Genomic DNA, 26,803 nt, shown 5'->3' on the forward strand with positions numbered 1-26,803 from the left:
GCTCCTGCTGGGCTGGCGACGTTGGATCGTCGCGAATCCTACCATAGCCGAAAAGCCAACACGCAAAGGGTCGCCTTTCGGCCTAGCAGTGGATGCTTTGGGTAGCCACGTCCAAGTGATTCGCGATGTGACGCGCAGCGTTTTGCCGGATGTCGCGTTACAATGGGAGCGCACTTGGCAAGGACTCTGCGATGAAACTCCTGATTACCGGTATGGCAGGCTTTATTGGCCATGCCGTGGCAAAGCGGCTCAGCGGTTCGGGCCATCGAATTGTCGGTGTCGACAACCTCAATGACTACTATGATATCGCCCTCAAGCAGGCACGCCTTGATGACCTGGCGGCCTGTGAGGATGTGCGCTTCCTCAAGATCGACCTGGCCGATCGGGCGGAGGTCGCAGCGTTGTTCGAGCAGGAGCGCTTCGATCGAGTCATCCATCTTGCCGCACAGCCTGGTGTGCGATATTCCATCGACAATCCCCACGCCTACGTTGACGCCAACCTGGTGGGGCACCTCAATGTGCTGGAGGGCTGTCGCCATGGCAAGGTAGAACATCTGGTTTACGCTTCGTCCAGCTCGGTCTACGGCGCCAACGACAAGGTGCCCTTTGCCACCGACGATGACGTCGACCACCCCATCAGCCTCTATGCGGCCACCAAGAAGGCCAACGAACTGATGGCCCATACCTACTCCCACCTGTATGACCTACCCACCACCGGGCTCAGGTTCTTTACCGTCTATGGGCCCTGGGGGCGTCCTGACATGGCGCTGTTCAAGTTTACTCGGGCGGTGCTGGAAGGCCGGCCCATGGACGTCTATAACCATGGCGACATGTCCCGGGACTTCACCTACATCGACGATATCGTCGAGGGCGTCGTACGCGTGCTGGACGTGGTGCCGACCCCTCGTGGCAGCACCGAGGTCACCACCGATACGGCCTCTGCCCCCTACGCGCTCTACAACATCGGCTGTGGAAGTCCCGTGTCGCTGATGGACTTCGTTCGTGCCATCGAGAAGGCGGTGGGGCGAGAGGCGATCTGCCACTACAAGGACATGCAGCCGGGTGACGTGCCGCGTACCTGGGCGGACACCGAGGCGCTGTATCAGGCAACCGGGTATCGCCCGCAGATGCCGGTGGAGGAAGGCGTCAAGCGCTTTGTCGATTGGTATCGCCGGTTCTACGCGGTGTAAGCCATGTGTCAGACATGTGTCAGCCCAGGGGGGGCAAAGGGCGATAGGTTGTGCCTGCAGGTGCTCGCGCTATCCCATTTGACCCATGCAAGGAAACGGCTGTGCCATTTGCAGGGCGGGATTGCTATCCTTTGCCGATCAAAAATTTCAGTGAGTGACAAGGGATGAAGATCACCATTTTTGGCACCGGCTACGTGGGTCTGGTCACCGGGACCTGCCTGGCGGACGTCGGTCACGATGTCATCTGCATGGACGTGGATGAGAACAAGATTGCACGCCTCGAAGGCGGGGAGATCCCGATCTTCGAGCCGGGCCTTGAGCCCATGGTCAAGGCCAATGTGGCGGCGGGGCGGCTCAAGTTTACTACCGATGCCGCCAAGGCGGTCAACCATGGTGTGCTGCAGTTTATCGCCGTGGGCACTCCACCGGATGAGGACGGCAGCGCAGATCTGCAGTACGTGCTGGCGGTGGCCAAGGCCATCGGTGAGCATATGCAGGACGACAAGGTGGTGGTCGACAAGTCCACCGTGCCGGTGGGCACCGCCGATCGGGTCAAGGCGATGGTGGAGTCCCAGCTAGAGCAGCGTGGTGTCAGCCTGAACGTTGACGTCTGCTCCAACCCTGAGTTTCTCAAGGAAGGCGCGGCCATCGAGGACTTTGCCCACGGTGCGCGTATCGTGGTCGGTACCGACTCCGACAAGGTCAAGCAGCTGATGCGGGAGTGCTACGCGCCCTATATCCGTCTGCAGGAAAAGCTGATGTTCATGGACGTGCGGGCGGCGGAGCTGACCAAGTACGCAGCCAACGCCATGCTGGCCACCAAGATCAGCTTTATGAACGAGATCGCCAACCTGGCCGAGCGTCTTGGCGCCGACGTGGAGCAGGTGCGTCGCGGAATCGGCAGCGACCCGCGGATCGGCTACCACTTCATCTACCCTGGCTGTGGCTACGGCGGCTCCTGCTTCCCCAAGGATGTCCAGGCTCTGGCTCGCACCGCCCGAGAGGTGGACTACGAGGCCGAACTGCTGGGGGCGGTGGAAGCGGTAAACCAGCGCCAGAAACAGACACTGTTCGCCAAGCTGGCCAACGCCTTTGACAGTGACCTCAAGGGTCGAACCATCGCCATCTGGGGGCTGTCGTTCAAGCCTAATACCGATGATATGCGTGACGCGCCCAGCCGTACCCTGATGGAAGCCCTGTGGGAGGCTGGCGCCAGGGTCCAGGCCTATGACCCTGAAGCCATGGGCGAGACCCGTCGCATCTACGGCGAGCGTGATGATCTGATGTTGGCGGGGGATCGCATTCAGGCCGTCAAAGGGGCCGACGCCTTGGTCATCTGCACCGAGTGGAAGGAGTTCCGCTCGCTGGACTTCCCCTGGCTCAAGGACCAGCTGTCGATGCCGGTGGTGGTGGATGGCCGCAACCTCTATGACCCCGAGAGCGTGCGTCGTGCCGGGCTGATGTACTACGCCGTCGGTCGTGGTGATTCGCTGGAAGGTGTTGCATAAAGAACGCTGATGGAGAAGTCTCCATTCGGAAAGCGTTTTACAGCAGGCGAGGCGTATCCCGTGTTGGCCTGCTAGCTCGAAGAAAATAGCCCGAAAGAAAAACGCCCCGAAGGCCGTGGCCTTCGGGGCGTTTTGCTATTGGCGCTGATGTCCGCCTGGCGGGAGCGAAAGGTCCTTAGTCCTTGCGGGCTGACGCCTTGCGCACCGTGCCGGCAAATTCGGCCAGGAAGGCGGCCATCACCGCCAGCATGCCGCCCAGCACGATGGCTAGAGCCATGATCAGGGCCTTGCTGGTACCCACGGGCTCGCGACTCTGGGCCGCTACGCGCTGAATATTGCCTTCGGCGAGGTAGGCCAGCTTCTCTTCGATGTCGACCACATTCCCGGTGTAGGTGGCCACCAGTTCGGCGGCACTCTCCGAAGTTGACTCCTTGGCGGCCTCCAGGCTCTCGTTGGCGCTGGCGAGCTGCTGCTCCAGGGTCTGGCGACGCTTGGCGACAAGCTCATCCTGGTCGGCCTTGACCGTGTCCAGAAGCTTTTGATGATACTCGGTGACCAGTTCGGCGCGATCTTCTCCAGCCTCTGAGACGAGGGTCAGGAAGGCCACGTTTTCTGGCGCCTTGGCGGTGGTCTCGAAGCCGAGCTTGTCGAGGGATTTTTCCTCCAGCAACTGGCTTGTCACCATGTCGAAGTAGTAGTTGTCGATCTTGGCGACCACACTCTCCGGGGTTTCCAGCAACCCGACACCGGCGTCACCGCTGGGGTGGCGTTCGGCCACGTGGTAGACCGACACGTAGCGGTAGCTGTTGGCCTTGGTCAGCGCAAAGGCGAGCGCCAGCAGCACGATGACCACAAACACCCCTGCCATCATCTTCCAGCGCCTGACCAGAATCAGGGTGATATCAACCAGCGATATCTCGTCATCCGCCGGTGGCCTTGGATAGTAGTGCTCCGGAGGTTGGGTGGGGGTGTTTGCCATTGCAGTGGGGTCCTTGCTCGCGCTACGCCGTGTCCGAGGAGTCGGTGGCGGAGTGTTCAATGTTATGTAGAAAGTTGATGGCACAATTCATTGCGAGGTGCCTTGCAGAGGATACAGAAGCCGCTGTATCGCGCAAGCGCCTGCGTGCAAGAGAGGCTATGAAAGGGCTGGCGCGCAATGGTTGGTGAGAAGAGGGGCATCCGGATGAGAGCGCGCCTAGTGACTCGTCTTTCCTGTTGGCGAAAGTGCCGACTTGTCGGCACGCAACAGCCTCGCCGCCAGTTCGGCATCCATGGGGCGGTGGTAGTAGAAGCCCTGGAGCAGGTCGCAGCGCATTTCCTGCAGTAGCGCCTGCTGCTCGTCGGTTTCGACGCCTTCGGCGACGACCTCGAGACCGAGGCGGTGGCCAAGAAAGATGCTGGCTTCCATGATCGCCCTGTCCCTGGGGTCCTGGGTGCACTCGGCGACGAAGGTGCGGTCGATCTTGAGCGCGGTGATCGGCAGCACCTTGAGGTAGCTCATGGATGAGAAGCCGGTACCGAAGTCGTCGATGGCGATCTTGTAACCCTAGTCGTAGAGGCGGCGCAGGCTGTCCAGCACGTCCTGGCCGGCCTCGATCAGCACGTTCTCGGTGAGTTCGATGCCGATCTCGCGAGGCCCCAGGCCGTATGACGCAACGCAGGAGGCGAAGGCCTCGAACATGCCGGGCATGACCGCGTGACGCCCGGAGACGTTGACGTCCACGCGCACTTGGCGGCTGCCCTCGGTGCGCCATTGGCGCTGCTGCTCGCACACCTTGTGCAGCACCCAAGTCTCCAGGCGTTTGATCAGTTCGCTGCGCTCGGCCACCGGGATGAATTCCGCGGGGGAGATGGCTTCACCTTCCCGGGTCGTCCAGCGTAGCAGCGCCTCGAGGGAGTCGATATGCCCGCTGGCGGCAGCCACCTGGGGCTGGTAGACCAGGCCCAGCTCGCCGCCGCCGTCCTGGTCGAGCAGGCGCTGTAGGCGTTCGGCGATGGTGTGCTGGCGCACTATCGCCGCGTGGGCTTCGGGGCTGAAGAACTGGTAGGTGTTGCGGCCGGTGAGTTTGGCCCGGGTCTTGGCGGCGTCGGCACTGCCCACCAGTTCCTGCACCTCGCTGCCATTGTCGGGAAAGGTGCTGATGCCAATCGAGGCGTGGATTCTCAGTTCGCGGCCGTCCACCCGCATCGGGCGGGAGAGGCTTTCCAGCAGGCGCTCGGCCACCTGTATGGCGTCGGTGGCCATGTCAACCTGGGGCAGGGCCAGTACGAACTCATCGGTACCGAAGCGGCAGAGCAGGTCATCGCTGCGCCGGAAGGCCTGCAGGCGGTTGGCGGCCTGGCGGATGACCTTGTCGCCGCAGTCGTAGCCATGGGTGTCGTTGATCTCGTTGAAGTGGTCGAGGTCGACAAACAGGATCAACAGGCTGTCGTTGTGGCGCCGACACTCTGCCAGGGTCCGCTTGAGCTCGATTTCGAAGGCGTGGCGGTTGGGCAGGCCGGTCAGGCGGTCGAAGCGCGTCATGTAGTCCAGATCGCGACGCGCCTTGCGCTCACCCGCCAGGTCGATGTCGATACAGAACATCAGCGGATTGTCGGTCTCCTGGCCCAGCATCACGTGGTGGGAAAAGACCGGTACGCTGGCGCCGGAACGGTGCTTGAGCTCGAGCTCTTCGGCGGGGATCTCCACGCCCCGGTGGACCCACGCCTGGTGAGCATCGATCACCGCGTCCACCATGGCCTCGGGTATCAACAGCTGTTCCAGACGCTTGCCCAGGGCTTCCTGCTCGCTGTAGCCATACAGCGCCTGACTGGCGCCATTCCAGTAGATGACGCGCCTGTCCCTGTCGTACCCCTGCACCGCGACGCGTGAAAGGCTCATCAGCAGTTCACGAAAGCGCCAGTCGCTGAGCGTCAGGGACGGCAGCGGGAGGGCGTTCTCTCCGCCGCTGCCGGCATCGGCAGCGGTCGAGCGTGGTGTGTGGAATCTGTCACCGATGTGCAATGGCGTCATTTCCTGAGCAGGGGCAGCGAGGTGTGCCAGAGGGTGTGCCCGAACAAAAGTAACGAATCCGCATATATCGGCAGTGTCGTACAAATTGTCGCTAGCAGCGAGTACCAAACGACGGAATGAGTTTTTCCATTATCGGAATAAACGTCGCAGATACTCTCTTTTGGCAGCAAGTTGGTCAACGAAGTTTCTTCGTTCCCGGTATTTGACCACTGTGTGGGCGCTCCACATGATCCTCGGTGTTGCATATGCAACATCCATGAAGTGCACACGTTTGTGCACAAAACCGAGGTTAATGACATGAAAATAGTGCAGAAAGTCGTACAATGTCGGCATCTTGCCGCCATCGAGACGATCAACGTTGGGCTCCGGATTCCTGAATCCGGGTACTGGGATTTCTCTGTCTTTGAGGAGGTCGCCTCTCAGTCCTGGAGCAAGACGCGCCTGGCGCATATTGATCTGTCCGCCTGGCAGTCATTTCTCGGCGACCTGCCGCGGGACCCCTACGTCAATCGCCGCTGGAAGCGTATGTCCTGGCTGCACCTGAACGACGAGGGTGAGGTTGAAACCCTGGGCGAGTGTCCCATGGCCCAGGGCGGGCGCTTCAATGACGCCGCCAGCATGGCGGATCGGCTGCGCTACTACGAGCCGCTGTTGCCCGAGTTTACCGAGCGCGAGGACGTCAAGGCGTTCGTCAAGGCCTGGGCGGAGCTATGGGGGCTCGAGCGCCGCGCGCCCATTCTGATGCAGATCACGGGTGTACGTGGTGACGGCACCGTGGATCCGTTGCAGGGGCAGGGCATCCACGCCGACGGCTGCAAGTACCTGAGCATCGTGGTGCTCAACCGCGACAACGTGAGCGGGGCGGTGAACACCCTGTATCGGGACAAGACCGGCCAGCAGGAAGTCGGCCGGGTGACGCTGGCGCCGGGGGAGGTGCTGCACCTGCGTGACGATCGCCTGTTCCATAGCGTCGATGCGATCACCCAGTGCGAGCCAAGCGCCCCTTTCGAGCGCTTTATCATCATCATCAACGCCTGCTTCGTGGACGAGTTCCAGAATCGCATGTTGCGCCGCCACTTCCCCCAGGCGGTGTTGAACGAAGCGATACTGGAGAGCGCCAGCTGAAGGCCGGCGTGCACCTGGCAAGATGGCGTCGGTGGCGTTTCACCGACGTTGAGGGTCCGTGGTGAGGTCCGGGTCGAGGGCCCGGGCCAGCCGCTTGCTATGCTGGCATGCGATAGGGCCTACGGCGCTTACTTCACCCCAGCAGTACCGCCAGGCGACCTCGGTCGCCTGGCGGTACTTTTTGTGGATACCTCGCCTGCCATCGAAACCTTGCCTGGGAACTGACTTTCCATCGCCTCAGCCTTGGCCTCAGACTCCTTCACGCACCGCCTGCTCCAGGCGGGCAAGTCGCCCGGGCTCGAGGGCGTCGGCCACGGCGGTGATGCGCAGCACATGGCCGAGGGCCGGGTGAGCCGGGCGTGCGATCAGCTTGCCTTCGTCCAGCAGGTCGGCGTTGACCCGCTTGGCCAGCTCCGCATCGGCCAGACGAATGCCGATAAAGTTGGTACCACTCTCCAGCACGTCGGCGCCCAGCGCCTTAAAGTGCTCGGCGAGGCGCGCCCGGCGCTCCAGCACCGCCTGGATGTGGGCGTCGGTCTCGTCCTGGTGGTCCAGCACCACCTCGGCGGCGGCCAGGCTCAGGGTCGACACCGCGTAGTGGATGCGCACCTTCATAAGCATCGCCAGGGTGTCGGGCTCGGCGATGGCGTAGCCGACGCGCAGCCCGGCCAGGCCGTGGGCCTTGGACAGGGTGCGACAGCGAATTACCCCCGGCAGGGCGCGGGTAAAACTGGGCTTGGCAGCGTCGTCGCGGAAGTCGTGGTAGGCCTCGTCCAGCAGCAGCCAGCAGTCATCAGGCAGGGCGTCACGCAACCGCGCGACCGTAGCCTCGTCGTGGACGAAGCCGGTGGGGTTGTCCGGGTTGGCCAGGTAAACGAGTCGGGCGTGGTGGCGGTGGGCGGCGTCGATCAGGGCGTCGATGTCCGGCGCCAGGTGGTCGCTGGTCTCCTCGTAGTGGACCTCGATCAGGCGGCAGCCCTGGCCCTTGGCGAAGTAGCCGAAAGTGGGGTAGGTGCCGGCGGAGCTGACCACGCTGGTACCGGCGGGGGCGGTGGCCCGCAGCACCAGCGCCAGCAGGCTGTCGCAGCCGGCGTCCACCAGCAGGGTGTCCAGGTCGAAGCCGTGCAGCCGGACGAGGCGTTCGCGCACGCCCAGGGCCTCGGAGTCACCGTAGCAGTAGACGTGCTCGACCATGGCGTCACCGAAGTGCTCGCGCAGGGCGCGATGGGGCATGTCCAGGCCTTCGTTGGAGCCCAGACGGTGGGGGATCTCCTTGCCGATACGGCGCTTCAGCACCCAGATGCCAGGGAAGGGGTTGTCCGGTCCCGGGGAGTAGAGGTGGTCGGCGAAGGTGGGGGTATCGGATGCCATGGGATGTCCTGTGGGAGTTGGCTTGAAGGGGGCGGAGGCGTGTCAGAGAGTGTCCGAGAGCGTTACGACAGCGGCCTATGCTAATAGGTCACGTCAGGTCAGGTCAGGTCAGGTCTGTGGCGCGGTCCAGGGCACCACCTTGTGGCGGTTGAGCAGGCCATGGGGGTCGAGGGTGCGCTTGAGCGTCGCCATCAGCGCGAGTTCCTCGGGGCTTCGCGAGATCGACAGCCAGTCGCGCTTTTCAAGGCCAATGCCGTGCTCGGCGGAGATCGATCCCTTGACCCGGGCCAGCGGCTCGTAGAGGCAGCCCTCGACCTCGTGGCGGGTGTCCGGATCGTCGCTGCCCACACCCACCGACAGGTGCAGGTTGCCGTCACCCAGATGGCCGAACACCGCCAGGCGCATCTGGGGCCAGCGGGCCTCGAGGCGTGCTTGGACCTCGGCGACATAGTCCTGCATCTCGCCGATCGGCAGACTGACGTCGAAGGCCATGATCGGCGAAAGGGCCTCCACCAGTCCTTCGATATCATCGCGAATCGCCCATAGCTTGTCGCGCTGGCTTTCCGACTGGGCGATCACGGCGTCGACCACCCAGCCCTGTTCGACCGATGCTTCGAGTGCCGCCTCGAACTGCTGGCGGTGGTGGTCCTCGTCGTTGGCCAGCGACTCGACCAGGGCGTAGTAGGGCGCGTCGGCGTCCAGCGGCGGCTGATGACGTTCCTGTTCGGTGATCAGGGCGAAGTGGTTCTGCCACATGGCCTCGAAGGCGGCCAGGCTTCCGCCAAGGCTGTCACGCAGGTGCGTAAGCAACGACGTCATCGAGGTGAAGTCGGGACAGGCGACCAGCGCGGTGCGGGTGTCGCCAAGCGCCGGCTGCAGCTTGAGCACCGCGCGAGTGACCACGCCCAGGGTGCCTTCGCTGCCGATAAATAGCTGCTTGAGGTCGTAGCCGGCGTTGTTCTTGAGCATCGGGCTCATGGCGCTGATCACCTGGCCATCGGCCAGCACCGCCTCGAGCCCCAGCACCTGCTGGCGCATCATGCCGTAGCGTATCACCCGGTTGCCGCCGGCGTTGGTGGCGATATTGCCACCGATGCTGCAGCTGCCCCGGGCGCCCAGGTCGAGCGCAAACTGCATGCCGACCTCGCGGGCGGCCTCCTGGACCTTCTGCAGCGGCGCGCCGGCCTGCACGGTGATGGTGCCGGCCACCGGGTCGATCTCCTCGATGGCGGCAAGACGCTCGAGTGACAGCGCCAGCTCGTCCGGGGCCGCCTCGGCGCCGTGGACCAGCCCGGTCAGGCCGCCGTGGGTGACGATCGGCTGGCGGGCCTGGTGGCACAGGGCGAGCACTTCCGCTACCTGCTCGGGGGTGCCGGGCCGCACGATGGCTGCGGCGCGGCAGGACGCCCGGCTCAGCCAGTCCACCTGGCGGCTTGCCACGTCATCGCCGGTCAGCACCTGGGCTGCACCCAGGCGCTCGCGCAGTGTCTCGATCAGCGTGGCAAGCGATGACGATAGTTGCTGGGAGGTGACGGCCATCAGTGGGAGGTCTCCTCTTTGCTGGTCTTGTCATCGGTGGTCTTGTCATCGGTGGTCTTGTCGCGGCCGGGAATGGCGGCGAGCAGTTCGCGGGTGTAGTCGGCCTGAGGCCGGGTGAAGACCTCCTGGGCGCTGCCCTGTTCGACGATGCGGCCCTTCTGCATCACGATGATGCGATCGCAGATCTGGGCGGCGACCCGCAGGTCGTGGGTGATGAACAGAAGCGACAGCGAGAAGCGTTGCTTCAGATCCTCGAGCAGCTCGAGCACCTGGGCCTGGATCGATACGTCCAGCGCCGACACCGCTTCATCGGCAACGATCAACTCCGGGTCCAGTGCCAGGGCGCGGGCGATGCCGATGCGCTGGCGCTGACCGCCGGAGAACTCATGAGGGAAGCGGTCGGCGCTGCCGCCAAGCCCCACCAGTTCGAGCAGCTCGTCGGCCTTGGCCAATGCCTGGTCGCGGGGCACGCCGTTGGCGATGGGGCCCTGGGCGATGGCCATGCCCACCCGGGTGCGCGGGTTGAGCGAGGCGTAGGGGTCCTGGAACACCATCTGCACCCGGTGGCGCTGGCGCCGCAGGGCGTCGCCCTTGAGCGCGGACAGGTCTTCGCCGCCGAGCAGGATCTCGCCGCTGTCGGGGCGCTCCAGACGCACGACGCAGCGCCCCAGCGTCGACTTGCCGGAGCCCGACTCGCCGACGATGCCGATGGTCTCGCCGCGTGACAGGGTGAAGCTGACGTCGTCCAGGGCGCGTACCTCACGGGAGGGCTTGAACAGTCCGCCGCGGGAACGGAATACCCGATTGAGGTTGCGTACCTCGAGGATCGGCGTCGGCGCCATCGGCTCGCGCTCGGGCGGTGCGGCGTCGCTGGGAATGGCCTCGATCAGCGCCCGGGTATAGTCGTGACGGGGGTTGTCGAGCACCTCGTCACGGCGACCGATCTCGACGATCCGACCGTGGCGCATCACGCACACCCGGTTGGCGATCTCGGCGACCACGCCGAAGTCGTGGGTGATGAACATCACCGCCATATGGTGGCGACGTTGCAGGTCGGCGATCAGCTCGAGGATCTGCGCCTGGGTGGTGACGTCCAGCGCGGTGGTGGGCTCATCGGCGATCAGCAGCTTCGGTTCCAGCGCCAGCGCCATGGCGATCATCACCCGCTGGCGCTGACCGCCGGAGAGCTCGAAGGGGTAGGCGCGGATGGCCCGCTCGGGCTGGGGCAGGCGGACTTCCTTGAGCAGCTCCAGCGCCCGGGCCTGACGCTCGGCGCCCTTAAGCTCGCCGTGGGCCTCGAACACCTCGGCGATCTGGTCGCCGATGCGCATCAGCGGGTTGAGGGCGGTCATCGGCTCCTGGAAGATCATGCCGATCTTCTTGCCGCGCAGCGCCCGGTGACGCTTCTCGTCGAGGGTCAGCACGTCCTCGCCCTCGAACATCACCCGCCCGGCCACCGGGCGCACGCCCTTGGGCAGAAGGCCCATGACGGTGTTGGCGGCCATGGACTTGCCGGACCCGGATTCGCCCACCACGCACAGGATCTCACCGGGGCTGACTTCGTAGGACAGCTCTTCCACGGCGTATTCGCGATCGGCGCCGGCGGGCAATGCGACGCTCAGGCCCTCGATGCGCAGGATCGGTTCCGAGGCGGGATCGCCGCTGTGATCGCCACAGAGATCGCCGGCGGTGGCGCTCTTCGGCACCTTCTCCGGTTCGCTGCGCGATGCAGTGGAAGCACTGGTGCCGCTGGTGCTGTTGTCAAAGGTGTTCATGGCTCAGCGCTCCCGTGCGAGTTTGGGGTTGAGGGCGTCATCGAGCCCTTCGCCGACCAGGTTCAGCGCCAGCACGGTCAACAGGATCGCAAGGCCGGGGAAGAATGACAGCCACCAGGCCTGGCGGATCACGGTGCGTGCAGCGCCGATCATGTAGCCCCAGGACATCACGTTGGGATCACCGAGGCCGAGAAACGACAGCGCCGATTCCAGCAGGATGGCGGTAGCCACCATCAGCGAGGCCAGCACGATGATCGGCGACAGGGTATTTGGCAGGATCTGGCGCAGGATGATCTGGGTGTTGGTCTGGCCGACCAGGCGCGCCGCCTCGACGTATTCGCGATGGCGCAGCGACATGAACTCGGCGCGCACCAGGCGGGCCACCGGCGGCCAGCTGACGATGGCGATGGCCAGCACGATGGAGGTCACGCTGGGCTGCATGATCGCTACCAGCACGATGGCCAGGGCGAAGTTGGGGATGGTCTGGAAGAACTCGGTGAAGCGCATCAGAGCGTCGTCCACCAGGCCGCCGTAGTAGCCGGCGATGGCGCCCAGCGGCACGCCGATGGCCAGCGCCACGGCGGTGGACACCAGGCCGATCAGCAGCGATACCCAGGCGCCGTGCATCAGTCCGGCGGCGACGTTGCGCCCCATGGTGTCGGTGCCGAGCCAGAAGCCGTCCTGGGCCAGCGGCGGCAGGAAGGGGCGCTGCACCATGCGCCAGGGGGATTCGGGGAACAGCACCGGGGCCAGCACGGCCATCAGGATGATCGCCCACAGGATGATCAGCCCCACCAGGGCGCCGCGGTTCTGGGCGAAACGGGCGAAGAAACTCATGCGGCGGCCCCCTTGATGCGTGGATCGGCCAGTCGATAGACCAGGTCGGTGGCGATGTTGAACAGGATCACCAGGGCGGCGGAGAAGAAGAAGATCCCGAGCAGCAGGTTGTAGTCACGCTGCATCAGCGCCTCGTACATCAGTCGGCCGATGCCCGGCCAGGCGAACACCGTCTCGGTGAGGATGGCGCCGCCGACCATCTGGCCGGCCTGCAGCCCCGCCAGGGTGATGATCGGCAACAGGGCGTTGCGCAGAATATGGCGGCGCTGGATGACCCTCGGCGCCAGGCCCTTGGCCTTGGCGGTCTTGACGAAGTCCTGCTGGGCGGCGTCGAGCATCGAGGCGCGGGTCATGCGCGTATAGATGGCCATGAAGAACAGGCCCAGGGTAGTGGCCGGCAGTACCAGGTGCTTGGCCACGTCCAGGGCGTAGGCCAGGCCTTCCAGGTTGGCGCCGACGGTAAACATGCCGTAGGCGGGCAGCCAGTCCAGGTACACCGAGAACAGCACCACCGCCATCAGCGCCACCCAGAACAGCGGGGTGGCGTAGAACAGCAGGGCCAGCGCCATGATCAGCGAGCCCGAGGCCTTCTTGACGCGCATCGCGGCCATGGAGCCGGCGAGGATGCCGAGCACCAGCGACAGCACGAAGGCGGTGCCGGTCAGCAGCAGGGTCGCGGGCAGGCGGTCGAGAATCAGGTCCAGCACCGGCATCTGCTGGCGGTAGGAGTAGCCGAAGTCCAGGGTCAGGATGCCGGATACGTAGTGCCACAGCTGGACATACATGGGCTGGTCCAGCCCGAACTGCTCGCGCAGCTGGGCGATGAAGGCTTCATCGGCGGCGCCGGCTTCCCCGGCCAGGATGGCCGCCGGGTCGCCGGGGGCGAGCTGGATCAGCACGAAGTTGAACACGACGATCAGCAGCAGCACGATGGCGGCCTTCAACAGTCGTGAAATGATAAGGCGGGCGTAGAGCATGGTGAGGTCCCGGGCAGTAAGCCTGTGGTGATGGCAGCAGCAAAATCAGGGCTGGCGCGGCCCGTGGTGGGCCGCGCCGTATCGCCGTTTTTGGCTCAGTCGGCGATCCAGGCGTCCTTGAAGCCGTCGTTGACGCCCACCGCCGAGGTCACCAGATTGTTGACGTTGCAGCGGTAGATGGTCGGGAAGCCGAGCTCCAGCAACCAGCCGAGCGGTGCGTCCTCGAGAAGGATCTGCTGCACCTCGTGGTAGAGACGCTCACGCTCGCTGTCCGGATAGGCAGTGGCGGCGGCGTTGAACAGTTCATCCACCTCGGGGTTCTGGTAGCCCTCGACGTTGTTCCAGGGCGAGCCCTTCTCGGTGTTGGTGGACAGGTAGGTCCGCGAGATACCGAGCGCCGGGTCGCCGTACTGGTACAGGTAGGTGAAGGCCAGGTCGAAGTCGCGCTCGCCCAGTCGCTGGTTCCAGCCGCCCACGTCGGTTGCCTCGGTGCGCACGTTGATGCCCACCTCCTTGAGGTTCTGCTGTACCGCCTCGGCCCAGCGATTCCAGGTCTCGCCGTAGGGCAGCGGCAGCAGGGTGACCTCCTCGCCGTCGTAACCCATCTCGTCGAGCAGTTCCTCGGCCTTGTCCGGGTCGTAGCTGTAGCCCTCGAGGTCCGGGTCATTGAACTTGGCGTTGGAGCCAAACGGCCCTGCCGGGACCTGGCCCATGCCGTTCCACAGCACGTCCCGGGCGAACTCGCGGTCCATGGCGTACATCACCGCCTGGCGGAAGCGCTTGTCGGCGGTCGGTCCTTCACGATTGTTCATCCACAGCATGGCGAAGGGGCTGAAGTACTCGTGGCCCTTCTCGGTCACGCAGGTGTTGTCCATGGCGGTCAGCCGGGGGACGTCGAAGTTCTCCACGGTGCCGTAGGGCAGCACGTCGACGGTACCGTTCTCGTAGGCCACCGCGCGGGAGGCGCCGTCCGGGATGACGTGCCAGTTGATGCCATCGAGGTAGGGCAGGCCTTCCTCGTAGTAGTCATCGAAGCGGGTCAGCTTGATGACGGTGCCGCGGTCCCAGCTGTCGAACTGGAACGGGCCGGTGCCGATGGGATGGTTGTTGGCCTCGTTGTTGCGGAAGTCAGTGCCGGCGTAGATGTGCTCGGGCACCATGGTGAAGGTGCCGGCCTCGAACGAGATCAGGAACGGGCCGAAGGGCTTCTTCAGGGTGAACACCACGGTGTGGTCGTCGGTCGCCTCGATGCTCTCGACGTGCTCGAGCACCGCACGGGCGCTTGGATTCAAGTCGCGGTGGAAGACGTCGGCGGAGAACACCACGTCTTCGGCGGTGAAGGCCTCGCCGTCATGCCACTTGGCGTTTTCCTGAAGGTGGAAGGTGTAGGTCAGGCCGTCTTCGCTGATCTCCCAGCTCTTGGCCAGTTGCGGCATCGGCTCCATGTCGGTGGAGTAGCGCAGCAGGCCCTCGTAGATGTTGCCGGCCACCGTGCGGGTGGGGGCGTTCTGGATCATGCCCAGCACCAGGCCCGGCGGCTCCGGCTGGATGATGGTGTCGATGACACCGCCCCGCTGGGGTTCCTGGGTGGCCTCTTGCTGGGCGTCCTGGCCGTCGTCCTGGGCCAGCGCCGGGGTGGCCGCCAGCGGCAGCAGGGCGGCGAGTCCCAGCGTCAGCAGGGAGGCGTTGAAGCGAGAGGCGCGTGTCTGAGTCGAGCTTGCCCGGGTCGAGGGGGACAGCGGCGAGCAAGATGGCAGAAAGGTGACGCGGGGGTGGCGGGAGTTCGAGGTCATATCAGGGCACCTTGGTGGCCCGGAGGTGTTGCCAGAGGTGCGTGAAGCCAGGGGCAGAAAGCGCCGCCAGTGCGCTGTTGCCGGGCTTTCGCGTCGCTGAGGCCAGCTCCGGGACTGTTGTTGTTGGGGATTTCCGTAAGCCCTTTAGAACCTAGCAGCCTCGGCACAAACTGTCGACAGTCGGCAATCGACTGTTGTTCGACGCAGGATACGGTCATACTGGGGTATGACCCTTCAGGCCAACTACGGGAGTCGAGCATGGCCAATCCTCGGGACCCCTCAGCCGCGCCCTTCGTGGTTCAGCGCAACCTGGTGGACCAGGTGGTCGACTACTTGACCGAGGCGATCCTGGCCTCGCGCTTCGCACCGGGCGAGCGGTTGTCGGAGGCGGGGCTGGCGGCGGAGCTCGGCATCAGCCGGGCCCCGGTACGCGAGGCCGCCAGGCTGATGGAGAGCCGTGGCCTGCTGGTATCGCGACCGCGGCGCGGGTTCTTCGTGCGTACCCTGGATGTGGCCGAGCTGAGCGATGTCTTCGATCTGCGCATCGGTCTGGAACGCCACGCCTTCGAGCGTGTGATGACGCGCTTCGACGCGGCTATCGAGCAGCGTCTGCATCGGCAGATCAGTCGTCTGTGCGAGGTCGCCGCCGGTGATGACGAGGGGCTCAAGATCGAGGAGGACCTGGCCTTTCATCGCCTGGTGTTCGAGCTGGCCGACAACGCCCGGCTGGCACGTGCCTTCGACGACCTGAGCTTCGAGCTGCGGCTGTGCATCACCCTGATCACCCGTACCCACGAGACCCCCGAAAGCATCGCCGCCTCCCACTGGCGGCTGCTGGAGGCACTGAAGAGCGGTGATCCTCAGCGCTGCCGGGACGAGGTGGACTACCATATTGGCGTGGCCAGGGACTCGGTGATCGAGCGGTTGGCCGATCACGCCGGGGTGGCGCGTGGCTGAACGAGTGGGCGGCGTCGGGAGTGACGTCGTGGTCGAACTAGCGACTCCAGCAGTGACTCAAATACCGATTCAAATTGCGACTCAAATAGCGACGTAAGTCCTGGTCGAACGGTGGGGCCGGGGCCGCGGCTAGAGCCTGTATCGGGTGCGCTGGTCTTGTGCTGCAGGTGCTCGAAGGTGCATAACTAGTAAGCGTAAAACACATTTAACATGCGGAATTTGCCGTCAATGACGACACCACAACTATCCACCGATGCCCTGGACGCCAACGAACGGCGGCTGCTCGATGCCTGCGACGACTTGATGCCGGAGACCCTTGCCCTGACCAGCGCTATGGTGCGCGAGTACAGCGTGCTGGGGGCGGAGGCCGGGGTACTTGAGGTGATGGAAAGCCATCTGCTGGACATGGGGCTGCCTGTCGAGCGCGTACCACTGCCCGAGAAAGGCGCAGATGCCGAGCAGGCACCGGTGGCCAGGGGCGTCGACCGACACAACCTGATCTCGGTGATCAACGGCACCTCGTCCCGGCCGCACCTGATCTTCAACGGCCACCTGGACGTGGTGCCGGCGGAGCCGCTGTCGATGTGGTCTCGTCCGCCCTGGGAAGCCTGGCAGGAGGATGGCTGGCTTTACGGGCGCGGCGCCGGTGACATGAAGGCCGGCATCGCCGCCATGGTGACGGCGGTGGCGGCGATGAAGCGGGCCGGACTCGAGATCGATTTTCCGCTGACGCTGCAGACGGTGATCGAGGAGGAATGCACCGGCCATGGTGCGCTGGCCTGCCTGGCCCGTGACGGCCGCGGCGACTTTGCGCTGATTCCCGAGCCGTTCGGGGCGACCCTGACCACGGCCCAGATCGGCACCCTGTGGTTCAAGGTGTCGCTGGACGGGGTGCCGGCCCACGTGCTGGATACCGCCGCCGGGGCCAACGCCATCGAGGCGATCCAGTCGGTGGTGGCGCCGCTCAAGGCACTGGAGGCGGAACTGAACGCCGGGCGCGAGCCGCCCTATGACGAGATCGAGCACCCTTTCAACCTGAATATCGGCAAGATCGAAGGGGGCAACTGGGCGTCCAGCGTGCCGTCCCGGGCGACCCTGGAGGGGCGTATCGGCTTCGCGCCTGAAGTCCGGGTGGAAGACATCATGGAAAAGGTGCGGCGCTGCGTCGAGGCGGCCAGCGCCTCGCTGGGCCCGGGCATTTCCGGGCTGGACGTCGAGTTTCACGGTTTTCGCTCCGAGGGCCACCACGTCGACACCGACAGCCCCGGGGTCGCCCTGCTGGCAGATTGTCATCGTGCCCTGACCGGTGAGGAGCTGCCCTCGGTGGCGTTGACCTGCACCACGGATCTGCGAGCGCTCAATCGACACGGCATCGCCGGGACCTGCTACGGGCCCGTGGCCGAACGCATCCATGGCATCGATGAGCGGGTCGAGATTGCCTCTATCCAGCACACCCTCAAGGCCTACGCGCTGTTTCTGTATCGCTGGGGGCGCTGGGCCGAGGGCCAGGTCGCTTCCGATACCTGTCCGCAGTGATACCCATAGTCCGGCCAGCGCTGGCCCGGCCAGCCCTGGCCGGGCCCTCACGTTCGCCGTGCAAGCCCGGCCTTCTCGCTCGGTCCACAAGCAAAGCCTGCACGCTCAGCGCGAAAGCCTGACCCGCGGGCCTGTCTGCAAGACCCGCCCGCAAGACCCGCCCGCCAAATTCCTCGCCTCAAGCTCGACCCATTAAGGTTGACTGGGTCGAGCACTTTCGTCTGTGACCGCCGAACGACTCGGTTTCTGTTGTCCTGAGTCGGGGTTTTGCCGTCAGCAGGCTGCCACTCTAAAAGCGTTGTTCCATGGAGTGGAGCGGCGGGTGCTGCACGAGCGGGCTCAGGAATGTCGACCTTTCATGCAGAGCCCGCGTCAATTGGCAGGGAGGGTGGCATGGCAACACAAGTGGGCGGGAAGGATGACCCCGAGGAGAATCCCGCAGCCAGCGGGACAAGGCGTACAGGGCCGAGACCGGTTTCGCTTTACGATGCGATCGACGCGGAGGTCAGTCCTCCGCCTGGTCGGCTGAGCCCGAGAGGGCGACGATGGTTGATCAACGCCGAGGGCTGCCGGCTGATGCCCTATCTCGACCTGAGCGGAGCGCCCATCCACCACTGGCAGAAGGGGGCGACGATCGGCGTGGGGCATCTGATCATTCGACAGCAGTGGCCGTGGTTTGCCAATGGCATCGACAAGCAGTGGGCGGAGTCACTGTTGCGCCAGGACCTGCAGCACGTGGAGCTTGGGGTGCTTGATCGCCTCGAGGCCTGTCGTCCCTGGGTGGGCGCGCGAGGTCTTCGTCAGCACCAGTTCGATGCCCTGGTGTTGCTGGCCTTCAATATCGGACTGGCGGCATTTTCGAACTCTTCACTGGTGGCCATGCTGTGTGATTCCCGTACCGTGACCCCCTACGCGACGCTTGAACAGGCGTGGCTTGCCTGGAAGTACGCTGGCGGCGAGGTGATGCCAGGACTGGAGCGGCGTCGCGCCGAGGAGTGGCGCATCTTTAAAGAGGGTGACTACGGGCCTGACATCTAAGCAGGTTTTCTCGTAGGGAGCCCGGCAGAAGAGGTGCCCGAAGCGGGGTGGGGCGAGGAGTCAGCCCTATCTTCAAGTCGGTGCATGTCCCGCCAGAAAAAGCTCGGTCGCGTAGCGTGCGCGGTGGTCTCTGGCCTCCAGTGTCAGCGAGGGTGGGCGCCCGACCAGCGAATCGAGCATCCATTCTCCGAGCACCATGCCGGTAAACAAGCCGGCCGAGGTGCGCGGGTCCTTTACCACCAGCTTGCCGCGGGCATGCTGGTCGCGCAGGTAGTCGGCCAGTTCACGGCGGGTACGATCCGGGCCGTGATCGAGAAACAGTGCCCCCAACTCAGGGGCGCGCTCGGCCTCGGCGGCGATGCCACGAATCAGGCGGATGTTGGCGTTTGGCAGCGCCAGGTCGATCAGGTCTCGGGCAAGCTCCTCCAGCACCTCTTGCGGCGGTCGCTCGCCGGCCTGTCCCAGTCGACACCAGACACTGGACGCCTGGGCTTCCAGGGCGGCGGTGAACAGCCCCTCCTTGTTGCCGAACAGCTTGTAGAGGGTGCTTAGCGAGCCGCCCGCTCGGGCGACGATGTCATTGACGCTGGCGCCGGCGTAGCCCTTGTCCAGGAATACCTCGCGGGCGGCGGCCAGGAGCCGCTGGCGGCGGGCCTCGCCCTTCGGTGTAGAGCATGAATCTGCGGACGTCATCGTGGCTTCCCATCAATCCAGGAGGGGGCGATAGCAGGCTGTCGGGACGATTGTAGTCTGCATTACACATTCATGTTTCAACGCCAGGTTGTACGGGGGGCTGGCGACAGCGAGTGGGCGTGCGGCGTGATTCAGGTCTTGAACGAGAACAGGGCAAAGGCGCCGAGGCTTGCCGCCAGCAGGAAACCCGCCAGGCCGATGCGGCCCCAGGGCAGAGAGGCGTTGCCCAGATGCATCAGCTCAGGCTTGCGCGGTGAGTAGCGCACGCGCACGACGCTGCCTACGGGGTAGTCGGCGATGTAGGCATCGGCGTCTTCCTGTCGGGTGAAGGAGGGAACGCCATCGAATCCCGTGTTGTCGGATTGAATACGCCGACCGTCGATGGTGGCGTCGAAGCGCAGCAATGCCAGGTAACGCCTTTGCTGATCGTCTCGCTCGCGCTGGTGGCGCTGGGCTTCCGCCAGCCGGACCTCGGCGTGGGTCACGGTGGCCTCGGCGGTCGGCCAGCGGTTGACGTCGCGGACCTTGTACGCGCCGACGCCGGCGATGACGGCACCGATCAGAGCGGCGAGGGAGACGATCAGCAGCGGATGAGGCATGGTGGTATTCCGAATGAGCCCATGAATGTCGAGGGCGAAGCAGGGGGCGCCGTCACGGGCGGTTCATGTGCCTCCTGGAAGGCGCAACAACGAGGAAAACACGATGACGATGATGGCGTCCCTGAAGCGTTGGATCAATGATGTGGCGCAGCAAGAGGATGCGTCGTCCGGGGTGGACCTGTCACTGGCCACGGCGGTGTTGCTGTGCGAGGTGATTCGTGCGGACTACCGCCTGGATGACAGCGAGATCCATCTGATGCGCAGCCAGCTCAAGGAACAGTTCGAACTCGAGGACGAAGCACTGGACGAGCTGATGACACTGGCTCGGGAAGAGGCCGAGGGTGCGGTGGATCATCACCGCTTCGTACGTGAATTGCGTGACCGCACCGGCTATCAGGACCGGGTAGCGCTGGTACAGCAGATGTGGGCGCTGGCGTTTGCCGACGGCGAGAAGGATGCCCTGGAGGAACACCGTATCCGCGCCCTGGCGGAGCTGTTGCACGTCAGCCACTCGGACTTCGTGCGCACCCGTATCGTCGAACAGAATCGCGCCGAGGGTGTGTAGCGAAAGTCTTGACGCTACAATAAGTTTTTCTGCATATGACGCCGTGGCCGCCATGGTTTTACTGGCGACGGGCGGCATGTCCAGGTAATCACACGTCATCAGACGTTAGCAGGCGTTATAGGACAAGGAGGAAATGATGTCGCGCAAGATGGTGGTAGTGGGAGCCGGCATGGTCGGTGTGTCGGTGGCGTGGCATCTGAGGCGCCGCGGCCACCAGGTCACACTTCTCGACCGTCGTGAGCCCGGTTGCGAGACCTCCTACGGCAACGCCGGCATCATCCAGCGCGAGGCGGTGCGTCCCTATGCCTTCCCGCGCGACCTGGCGACCTTGTTGCGGGTGGTACCCAATCGTCAGATCGACATTCGCTATCGGCCGGGCGCGATGTTCGCAAGCGCCGGGACGCTGCTCAAGTACTGGCAGAACTCGGCGCCCGCCCGCTACGAACAGATCGTGCCGGAGTACGCCTCGCTGATAGGCGGCTGCCTGGAGGCCCACTTGGCGATGATCGAGGCTTCCGGTGCCGACGCGCTGGTACGTCGCCAGGGCTGGCTCGAGGTCTATCGCAGCAGCAAGGCGCTGGGCGAGCGAGCGGCCCAGGCCGAGTTGGATGCCAAGCGCTTCGGCATCCGCTTCGACTACCTCGACAGTGAGGCGCTGTCGCGCCTTGAGCCGGATCTGGAGCCCGGACTGGCCGGGGCGATCCACTGGCTCGATCCCTGGACGGTGGCAAGTCCGGGTGATCTGGTGGCCGCCTACGCCAAGTCATTTTCCGATGACGGCGGTGAGATCATCCAGGCGGACGTCACCGATGTGTGCCGGCAGGGCGATACCTGGCGCATCGACACTTCGGGCGACACCCTGGAGGCAGATGGGCTGGTGATGGCGTTGGGTCCCTGGTCACAGGACTGGATAAAGGCCCTGGGTCTGTCGATCCCGCTGTTCGTCAAGCGTGGCTACCATATGCACTATGGTCAGTCGAATGACGCCAGGCTGACCCACTGGGTGATGGACGCCGAGGTAGGCTATCTGCTGGCGCCCATGAGCAGCGGGATTCGCCTGACCACGGGGGCCGAGCTCGAGCGTCTTGATGCGCCGGCCCACCTGGAACAGCTGGAGGCAGCGGAGCAGCAGGCACGCAAGCTGTTTCCGCTGGGGCAGCGTCTCGAGCCCACGCCATGGAAAGGCGCCAGACCCTGTACCCCGGACATGAAGCCGGTAATCGGTGGCGTACCCGGGCAGTCAGGCTTGTGGCTGGCCTGTGGCCACGGTCATCAGGGCTTCACCCTGGGCCCGGTGACCGGCAAGCTGCTGGCGCAGGTCATCGATGGCGAGCAGCCGGACATCGACATGGCGCCGTTCAGGGTGGACCGCTTCTGATCCCGCGCTGGCGCCGGTCCATGCCGGAAGTGCGTTAGCGCCGTCCCATGCTGGTAGTCCGGGGCCATGCCGCCTCTGCAAGGGGCGGTCTGGCGTGGCAGTCAGCGAGGGCGAAAGAGATGGGGAAGCGGCGTGCAAGCGCCGTTGTCGGCGGCGGCGGGGCTGGTCAGGCTGGGGCCAGTCGGTGACCAGACATCGGCCCCGTCATGATCTGAGGCCTTTATCAGGCTTCGTCGGCGTCACGACGGTGAAGGCCGGAGGTTGAGTTACCGTCGTTCGAGGTATCGTTCAAGGTAGCGTTCGCGCTATTGGTCGAGCTATTGGTCGAAAGAGCCGGCTCGGCGCCGGATGACCCGCGGCGATCGGCCAGGGCGCGTGCCAGCAGCTTGATCAGCAGCGTCACCAGGAACACCAGCCAGCTGGCCGTCGCCAGTACATTGAACAGCAGCATCTTCTGGGCGCCGCTCATCGGTGTAATCAGATGGTCGATGCCGATGGCCAGCAGAAATGCCAGGTTCAGCGGCAGCGCCAGGATGTGCATCCACATCTCCGTGCGCCGCTTGCGGACGTGGTAGCGGCCCAGCATCACCCGCACCGGGCGGTGAACGAAGCTCACCAGGATCATGCTGCCGAGCAGCAGCAGGGCGGCCAGGGCCGGCTCGGCGCTGCCGATATGCAGCGACACGCTGATCGACCAGTAAAGCATCAGCCACATCAGGCCTGCCAGGGTGGCGACGAGGTCGGCGTAGTGACGAACCTTGGGCATGTAACTCTCGCTAGGATGTTTCTGTAATAAGTCTGCGCGCGGCCAGAGGCCCTGGGACTCGTCGGCGCCTTGACAACGTATCGCCCCGGACATCGATGGTAACGTGCCGCGACTCCTCGACGGTGCGGATCAGATCCGGGCGCATGTCCCTCGAATGATACGCGAAATCTCACCCCGTTTGGGCCATGAAACGTTGCCCTTTACGGTATACTGCGCCCGACCATGGATCACTCGACGACAGGATAACAAGTGACTGCGATTACCTTGACCCGGCCCGACGACTGGCACCTTCACCTGCGCGACGGCGTCGCTCTGGCCTCCGTGGTGGCCGATACCGCCCGCCAGATGGGCCGTGCGATCATCATGCCGAACCTCAAGCCGCCGGTGACCAATCTGGACCAGGCACTGGACTACCGCCAACGCATCTTGGCTGCCTTGCCTGCGGAAAGCCAGTTCGAACCGCTGATGACCCTCTATCTTACCGATCGCACCACTTCGGAAGACATCGAGACGGCCTGGGGCAGCGGCAAGGTGCAGGCGGTCAAGCTGTATCCGGCCGGGGCCACCACCAATTCCGACTCAGGCGTGACCGATCTGCGTCACTGCGAGGAAGCGGTAGCCACCATGGCGCGGCTGGGGATGCCGTTGCTGGTGCATGGCGAGGTGACCGATCACGAGATCGACATCTTCGATCGCGAGGCGGTGTTCATCGAGCGGGTCATGAAGCCGCTGCTGTCCCGTCATCCTGACCTCAAGGTGGTTTTTGAGCATATTACCACCGCCGACGCGGCGCGCTTCGTGGCCGAGTCGCCGTCGAATATCGGCGCGACCATCACCGCTCATCACCTGCTCTACAACCGCAACCATATGCTGGTGGGCGGGATTCGCCCGCACTACTACTGCCTGCCGATCCTCAAGCGCGAGCGTCATCGGGAGGCGCTGATCGAGGCGGCGACCTCGGGCGACAAGAGCTTCTTCCTCGGCACCGACAGCGCGCCCCATGCCCGTCACGACAAGGAAAGTGACTGTGGCTGTGCCGGCGCCTATACCGCGCTTACGGCCATCGAGCTGTACGCCACCGCCTTTGAACAGGCCGGCGCGCTGGATCGGCTGGAAGGGTTCGCCAGTCACCACGGTCCCGACTTTTATGGCCTGCCGCGCAACAGCGACTCGATCACCCTGGACAAGGTCGAGTGGCAGGTACCGGCAGAACTGCCGTTTGGCGAAGGCAAGACGCTGGTACCGCTGCGTGCCGGTGAAACCCTGGGCTGGAAGATGCGCCAGGACTGACAGACCTGATGCGATGACCTGATGCGATGACCCGACGTGGCGCCCTCGAGCCGCGGCCTGGTACCCGAACCTCATACTTGGATGAGATGTTCTGGACGGTAATCTGCTTTAGCTACCCCTGATGATATGGTTCAGGGTTTGTTGACCACGAAAACGGCGCGCCCCAAAAGGGCGCGCCGTTTTCGTATTTGGCGCCTGGGCAGCGCCGAGGTGCGGGCGAGGGGAATGCCATGGAAGGCGGCTCTGTATTGGAGGAGGGCTCAACAAGGACTGACGTGAAGCATCAAAGGGGTAGCGAAGAGGCATGGGAAAGTTGGGCCATTGGATTAGAGGTAGTTCATTGTCCTCTAGTACAGTATTGACCTATACCCCATGCATGTAATGTGCGCATAAGCACAGTTTTGTTGCTGCCGGACTAGGTTTGTCATCCCTTTGTTCACAAGGCCTAGGTCTGTCATCCAAAAAAAGAGAGACGCGCCCCTATGATCATCGCCATCGTCGTACAAGTTACCGGCCAAGCCTGGGCCAGAGATGCGGAAGGCAATCTGAGGCCCCTGGCCGAGGGCGACCGCCTGACTGAGGGCGAGGTGGTGATCACCGAAACCGGCGCTCGAGTGAACCTCGTGCAACCCGATGGCACCCGCCTGGCGCAGCTCGGTGGCGAAGTCGAGGTGGCGATTAGCGAGGCGATCAACGAGCAAGGGTCGGCCGATGACGAGGTGATAGAAGACGCCGAGGTCGCCAGGGTCCTGGCGCTGCTCGAAGAGGGCGAAGGAGATCTGCTCGAGGCGTTGGAAGCTCCTGCCGCTGGCTCCGCGGGGGGCGCCGGCGTCGAGGGCGGGCACGATTTCGTGCGTCTTTTGCGTATCGTCGAGGAAGTGTCGCCGCTGTCGTTCGAGTACGGCTATCAGCGCGAGGTCTACGACGTTCAGGAGCAGGATGGCGGGACCGCGGCCGATGAGGACGAGTCCGTCACCCTGACGGGGCTCGATGGGCCTGCGGGAGCAGCAGGCAGCGCCGATATCGGCTTTTCCTCTGCCGAACAGACCGTCAGTGAGGCGGGACTTCCTGGCGGTAGTGCATCAGGCACCGCCGCTACATCAGCGAGTGGCAGTTTTGGTGTATCCGCTCCCGATGGCCTGTCGTTCATTACCGTTGGCGGCAGTGGTCCGATCAGCTTGGATCGACTCAATGGCCTGTCCGGCAATCCGCTGACCATCGAGACGCCCTTGGGCAGCCTGACTCTGACAAGCTATAGCGGCGATGACACCGGTGGTAGCGTTGCCTACACCTACGATCTGACCGACAACGTCGACAACGATAGCGTCGATGGCGCAACCGACGATGGCGTGGTCGACAGCATCGAGATTAGTGCTGTCGACAGCGATGGCAGTACCACCAGTGGCACTCTGGATATCGCGATTCTCGACGATGCGCCCGAGGCGGTGGATGATGCCACCACGACCGGCGAGGACACAGCGGTCACCTACAACGTGCTGGTCAATACCGACGGCACCAGCGATGTTCAGGGCGCTGATGGTGCCAGTGTCAGCGACGCCACCCTGCGTGATGCGAGCCAGGGCAGCGTGAGCTTCGACAGCGACACTGGTGAGGTGACCTTCATCCCGGCGGCGGGCTTCGAGGGCGCGGCGCTCATCGACTACACCATTCGCGATGCCGATGGCGATACCAGCGACGCGGTGTTCACCGTGACGGTGGCGGCGGACTCCACGCCGACCGTCAGCGTGCCGAACGATTCGCCCGATGCCGAAGACGGTCAGTTCAGCGTCAGCGAGGCGGGCCTCGCGGTCGGTAGCGCGGCAGGCGACGGCAGCCAGAGCACCGGCGGTAGTCTGCCGATCGCCACCGGCGGCGACAGCCTGGCCTCGCTGTTGATCAACGGCCAGAACGTGACGGGCGGCGGCACGGTGGAAGCCGACTACGGCACCCTGAGCGTCAGTGTGTCTGACGGCGAGTACCGCTGGAGCTACACCCTGGACGGCAGCACCCAGGACCACACCAGCCAGGGCACCGGCAGTGACGATCTGGCGGATCTGTTCGCCATTGTCGTCACCGACAGCGATGGCGATACGGCACAGACCAGCCTGACCATCGACGTCAACGACGATGTGCCTGTGGCCGTGGACGACGCCGCCAACACCGGCGAAGACACCCCCGTCACCTACAACGTACTGGCGAACGACACTCAGGGCGTGGACGGTGCCAGTGTCAGCGACGCCACCCTGCGTGATGCGAGCCAGGGCAGCGTTAGCTTCGACAGCGACACCGGTGAGGTGACCTTCACCCCGGCTGCAGGCTTCGAGGGCGATGCGGTCATCGATTACACCATCACCGATGCCGATGGCGATACCAGCGACGCGGTGTTCACCGTGACGGTGGCGGCGGACTCCACGCCGACCGTCAGCGTGCCGAACGATTCGCCCGATGCCGAAGACGGTCAGTTCAGCGTCAGCGAAGCCGGATTGCCGGGCGGTAGCGCGGCAGGCGACGGCAGCCAGTCCACCGGCGGTAGTCTGCCGATCACCACAGGCGGCGACAGCCTGGCCTCGTTGGTGATCAACGGCCAGAACGTGACGGGCGGCGGCACGGTCGAAGGCGACTACGGCACCCTGAACGTTAGCGTCTCTGACGGCGAGTACAGCTGGAGCTACAGCCTGGATGGCAGCACCCAGGACCACACCAGCCAGGGCACCGGCAGCGACGATCTGGCGGATCTGTTCGCCATCGTCGTTACCGACAGCGATGGCGACGAGGCCTCGACTAGTCTGACCATCGACGTCAACGACGATGTGCCTGTGGCCGTGGACGACGCCGCCAACACCGGCGAAGACA

The 26,803-nt window shown here is 64.4% G+C and carries 20 protein-coding genes and 1 pseudogene; 10 read left to right on the forward strand and 11 right to left on the reverse strand.

Annotated elements, in window-relative coordinates; translation table 11 throughout:
• The first annotated feature begins 191 nt into the window (after positions 1-191).
• Positions 192-1,190 carry an NAD-dependent epimerase gene (locus C6W88_RS20705; protein ID WP_108133858.1) on the forward strand — a complete coding sequence of 333 codons (999 nt, stop codon included), beginning with the start codon at positions 192-194 and terminating at the stop codon, positions 1,188-1,190.
• Positions 1,191-1,354: 164 nt separating this feature from the next.
• Positions 1,355-2,698, forward strand: coding sequence for a UDP-glucose dehydrogenase family protein (locus C6W88_RS20710; RefSeq protein ID WP_108133859.1), 1,344 nt, complete (start codon positions 1,355-1,357; stop codon positions 2,696-2,698).
• A 175-nt stretch (positions 2,699-2,873) separates the two neighbouring features.
• On the opposite strand, the gene C6W88_RS20715 is transcribed toward C6W88_RS20710, so the two are convergent.
• On the reverse strand, positions 2,874-3,677 hold the full coding sequence (locus tag C6W88_RS20715; RefSeq protein WP_108133860.1) for a lipopolysaccharide biosynthesis protein: 804 nt from the start codon (positions 3,675-3,677) through the stop codon (positions 2,874-2,876).
• 216 nt (positions 3,678-3,893) lie between these two features.
• Positions 3,894-5,711 (reverse strand): annotated as a pseudogene (locus C6W88_RS20720) (putative bifunctional diguanylate cyclase/phosphodiesterase).
• Positions 5,712-6,008: 297 nt separating this feature from the next.
• On the opposite strand from C6W88_RS20720, the gene C6W88_RS20725 reads away from it, so the two are divergent.
• Entirely contained in the window at positions 6,009-6,836 is an 828-nt protein-coding gene (locus tag C6W88_RS20725; protein WP_108133861.1) for a 2OG-Fe dioxygenase family protein, read from the forward strand.
• 249 nt (positions 6,837-7,085) lie between these two features.
• Here C6W88_RS20725 and C6W88_RS20730 read toward each other — a convergent pair whose 3' ends face one another.
• The 6 genes from C6W88_RS20730 to C6W88_RS20755 form a co-directional block, all read right to left on the reverse strand.
• The gene (locus tag C6W88_RS20730; protein ID WP_108133862.1) at positions 7,086-8,207 is read right to left on the reverse strand and encodes a pyridoxal phosphate-dependent aminotransferase; all 1,122 of its coding nucleotides are present in this window, start codon (positions 8,205-8,207) and stop codon (positions 7,086-7,088) included.
• 108 nt (positions 8,208-8,315) lie between these two features.
• Positions 8,316-9,746 carry an FAD-binding oxidoreductase gene (locus C6W88_RS20735; protein WP_108133863.1) on the reverse strand — a complete coding sequence of 477 codons (1,431 nt, stop codon included), beginning with the start codon at positions 9,744-9,746 and terminating at the stop codon, positions 8,316-8,318.
• The gene (locus C6W88_RS20740; RefSeq protein ID WP_108133864.1) at positions 9,746-11,521 is read right to left on the reverse strand and encodes an ABC transporter ATP-binding protein; all 1,776 of its coding nucleotides are present in this window, start codon (positions 11,519-11,521) and stop codon (positions 9,746-9,748) included. Before C6W88_RS20740 ends, C6W88_RS20735 begins: the two co-directional genes overlap by 1 nt.
• A gap of 3 nt (positions 11,522-11,524) precedes the next feature.
• Positions 11,525-12,358: an ABC transporter permease gene (locus C6W88_RS20745; RefSeq protein WP_045993012.1), complete on the reverse strand. Its 834-nt coding sequence runs from the start codon at positions 12,356-12,358 to the stop codon at positions 11,525-11,527.
• Complete coding sequence (locus C6W88_RS20750; RefSeq protein ID WP_045993011.1) at positions 12,355-13,335, reverse strand: ABC transporter permease; 981 nt, start codon at positions 13,333-13,335, stop codon at positions 12,355-12,357. The genes C6W88_RS20745 and C6W88_RS20750 overlap by 4 nt, the downstream gene beginning before the upstream one ends.
• A gap of 95 nt (positions 13,336-13,430) precedes the next feature.
• A complete protein-coding gene (locus C6W88_RS20755; RefSeq protein WP_231498738.1) occupies positions 13,431-15,128 on the reverse strand; it encodes an ABC transporter substrate-binding protein in 1,698 nt (565 codons plus the stop codon).
• A 258-nt stretch (positions 15,129-15,386) separates the two neighbouring features.
• Here C6W88_RS20755 and C6W88_RS20760 point away from each other — a divergent pair, with 258 nt between their 5' ends.
• The 3 genes from C6W88_RS20760 (at position 15,387) to C6W88_RS20770 (ending at position 18,659) form a co-directional block, all read left to right on the forward strand.
• A complete protein-coding gene (locus C6W88_RS20760) occupies positions 15,387-16,085 on the forward strand; it encodes a GntR family transcriptional regulator (RefSeq protein ID WP_045993010.1) in 699 nt (232 codons plus the stop codon).
• A 228-nt stretch (positions 16,086-16,313) separates the two neighbouring features.
• A complete protein-coding gene (locus C6W88_RS20765; protein ID WP_108133865.1) occupies positions 16,314-17,621 on the forward strand; it encodes an ArgE/DapE family deacylase in 1,308 nt (435 codons plus the stop codon).
• 549 nt (positions 17,622-18,170) lie between these two features.
• Positions 18,171-18,659: a lysozyme gene (locus C6W88_RS20770; RefSeq protein WP_181248703.1), complete on the forward strand. Its 489-nt coding sequence runs from the start codon at positions 18,171-18,173 to the stop codon at positions 18,657-18,659.
• Positions 18,660-18,731: 72 nt separating this feature from the next.
• Here C6W88_RS20770 and C6W88_RS20775 read toward each other — a convergent pair whose 3' ends face one another.
• Both C6W88_RS20775 and C6W88_RS20780 read right to left on the reverse strand, forming a co-directional pair.
• On the reverse strand, positions 18,732-19,352 hold the full coding sequence (locus C6W88_RS20775; RefSeq protein WP_045993008.1) for a TetR/AcrR family transcriptional regulator: 621 nt from the start codon (positions 19,350-19,352) through the stop codon (positions 18,732-18,734).
• A gap of 131 nt (positions 19,353-19,483) precedes the next feature.
• Positions 19,484-19,951, reverse strand: a complete 468-nt coding sequence (locus tag C6W88_RS20780; RefSeq protein ID WP_108133867.1) for a DUF3592 domain-containing protein — start codon at positions 19,949-19,951, stop codon at positions 19,484-19,486.
• A 103-nt stretch (positions 19,952-20,054) separates the two neighbouring features.
• Here C6W88_RS20780 and C6W88_RS20785 point away from each other — a divergent pair, with 103 nt between their 5' ends.
• A complete protein-coding gene (locus tag C6W88_RS20785) occupies positions 20,055-20,516 on the forward strand; it encodes a tellurite resistance TerB family protein (protein WP_231498739.1) in 462 nt (153 codons plus the stop codon).
• A 136-nt stretch (positions 20,517-20,652) separates the two neighbouring features.
• Positions 20,653-21,894 (forward strand): NAD(P)/FAD-dependent oxidoreductase, encoded by a 1,242-nt coding sequence (locus tag C6W88_RS20790; RefSeq protein WP_108133868.1) that lies wholly within the window; start codon positions 20,653-20,655, stop codon positions 21,892-21,894.
• A gap of 223 nt (positions 21,895-22,117) precedes the next feature.
• Here the strand turns inward: C6W88_RS20790 and C6W88_RS20795 are convergent, their stop codons facing one another.
• Positions 22,118-22,660, reverse strand: coding sequence for a hypothetical protein (locus C6W88_RS20795; RefSeq protein ID WP_308812456.1), 543 nt, complete (start codon positions 22,658-22,660; stop codon positions 22,118-22,120).
• 249 nt (positions 22,661-22,909) lie between these two features.
• On the opposite strand from C6W88_RS20795, the gene pyrC reads away from it, so the two are divergent.
• Positions 22,910-23,950 (forward strand): dihydroorotase, encoded by a 1,041-nt coding sequence (gene pyrC, locus C6W88_RS20800; RefSeq protein ID WP_045993004.1) that lies wholly within the window; start codon positions 22,910-22,912, stop codon positions 23,948-23,950.
• Positions 23,951-24,432: 482 nt separating this feature from the next.
• The coding region (locus C6W88_RS20805; protein WP_146164694.1) for a retention module-containing protein at positions 24,433-26,803 on the forward strand (2,371 nt) is incomplete at its 3' end.

The organism is Halomonas litopenaei, assembly GCF_003045775.1.
GTDB classification, from domain to species: Bacteria; Pseudomonadota; Gammaproteobacteria; order Pseudomonadales; family Halomonadaceae; genus Halomonas; species Halomonas litopenaei.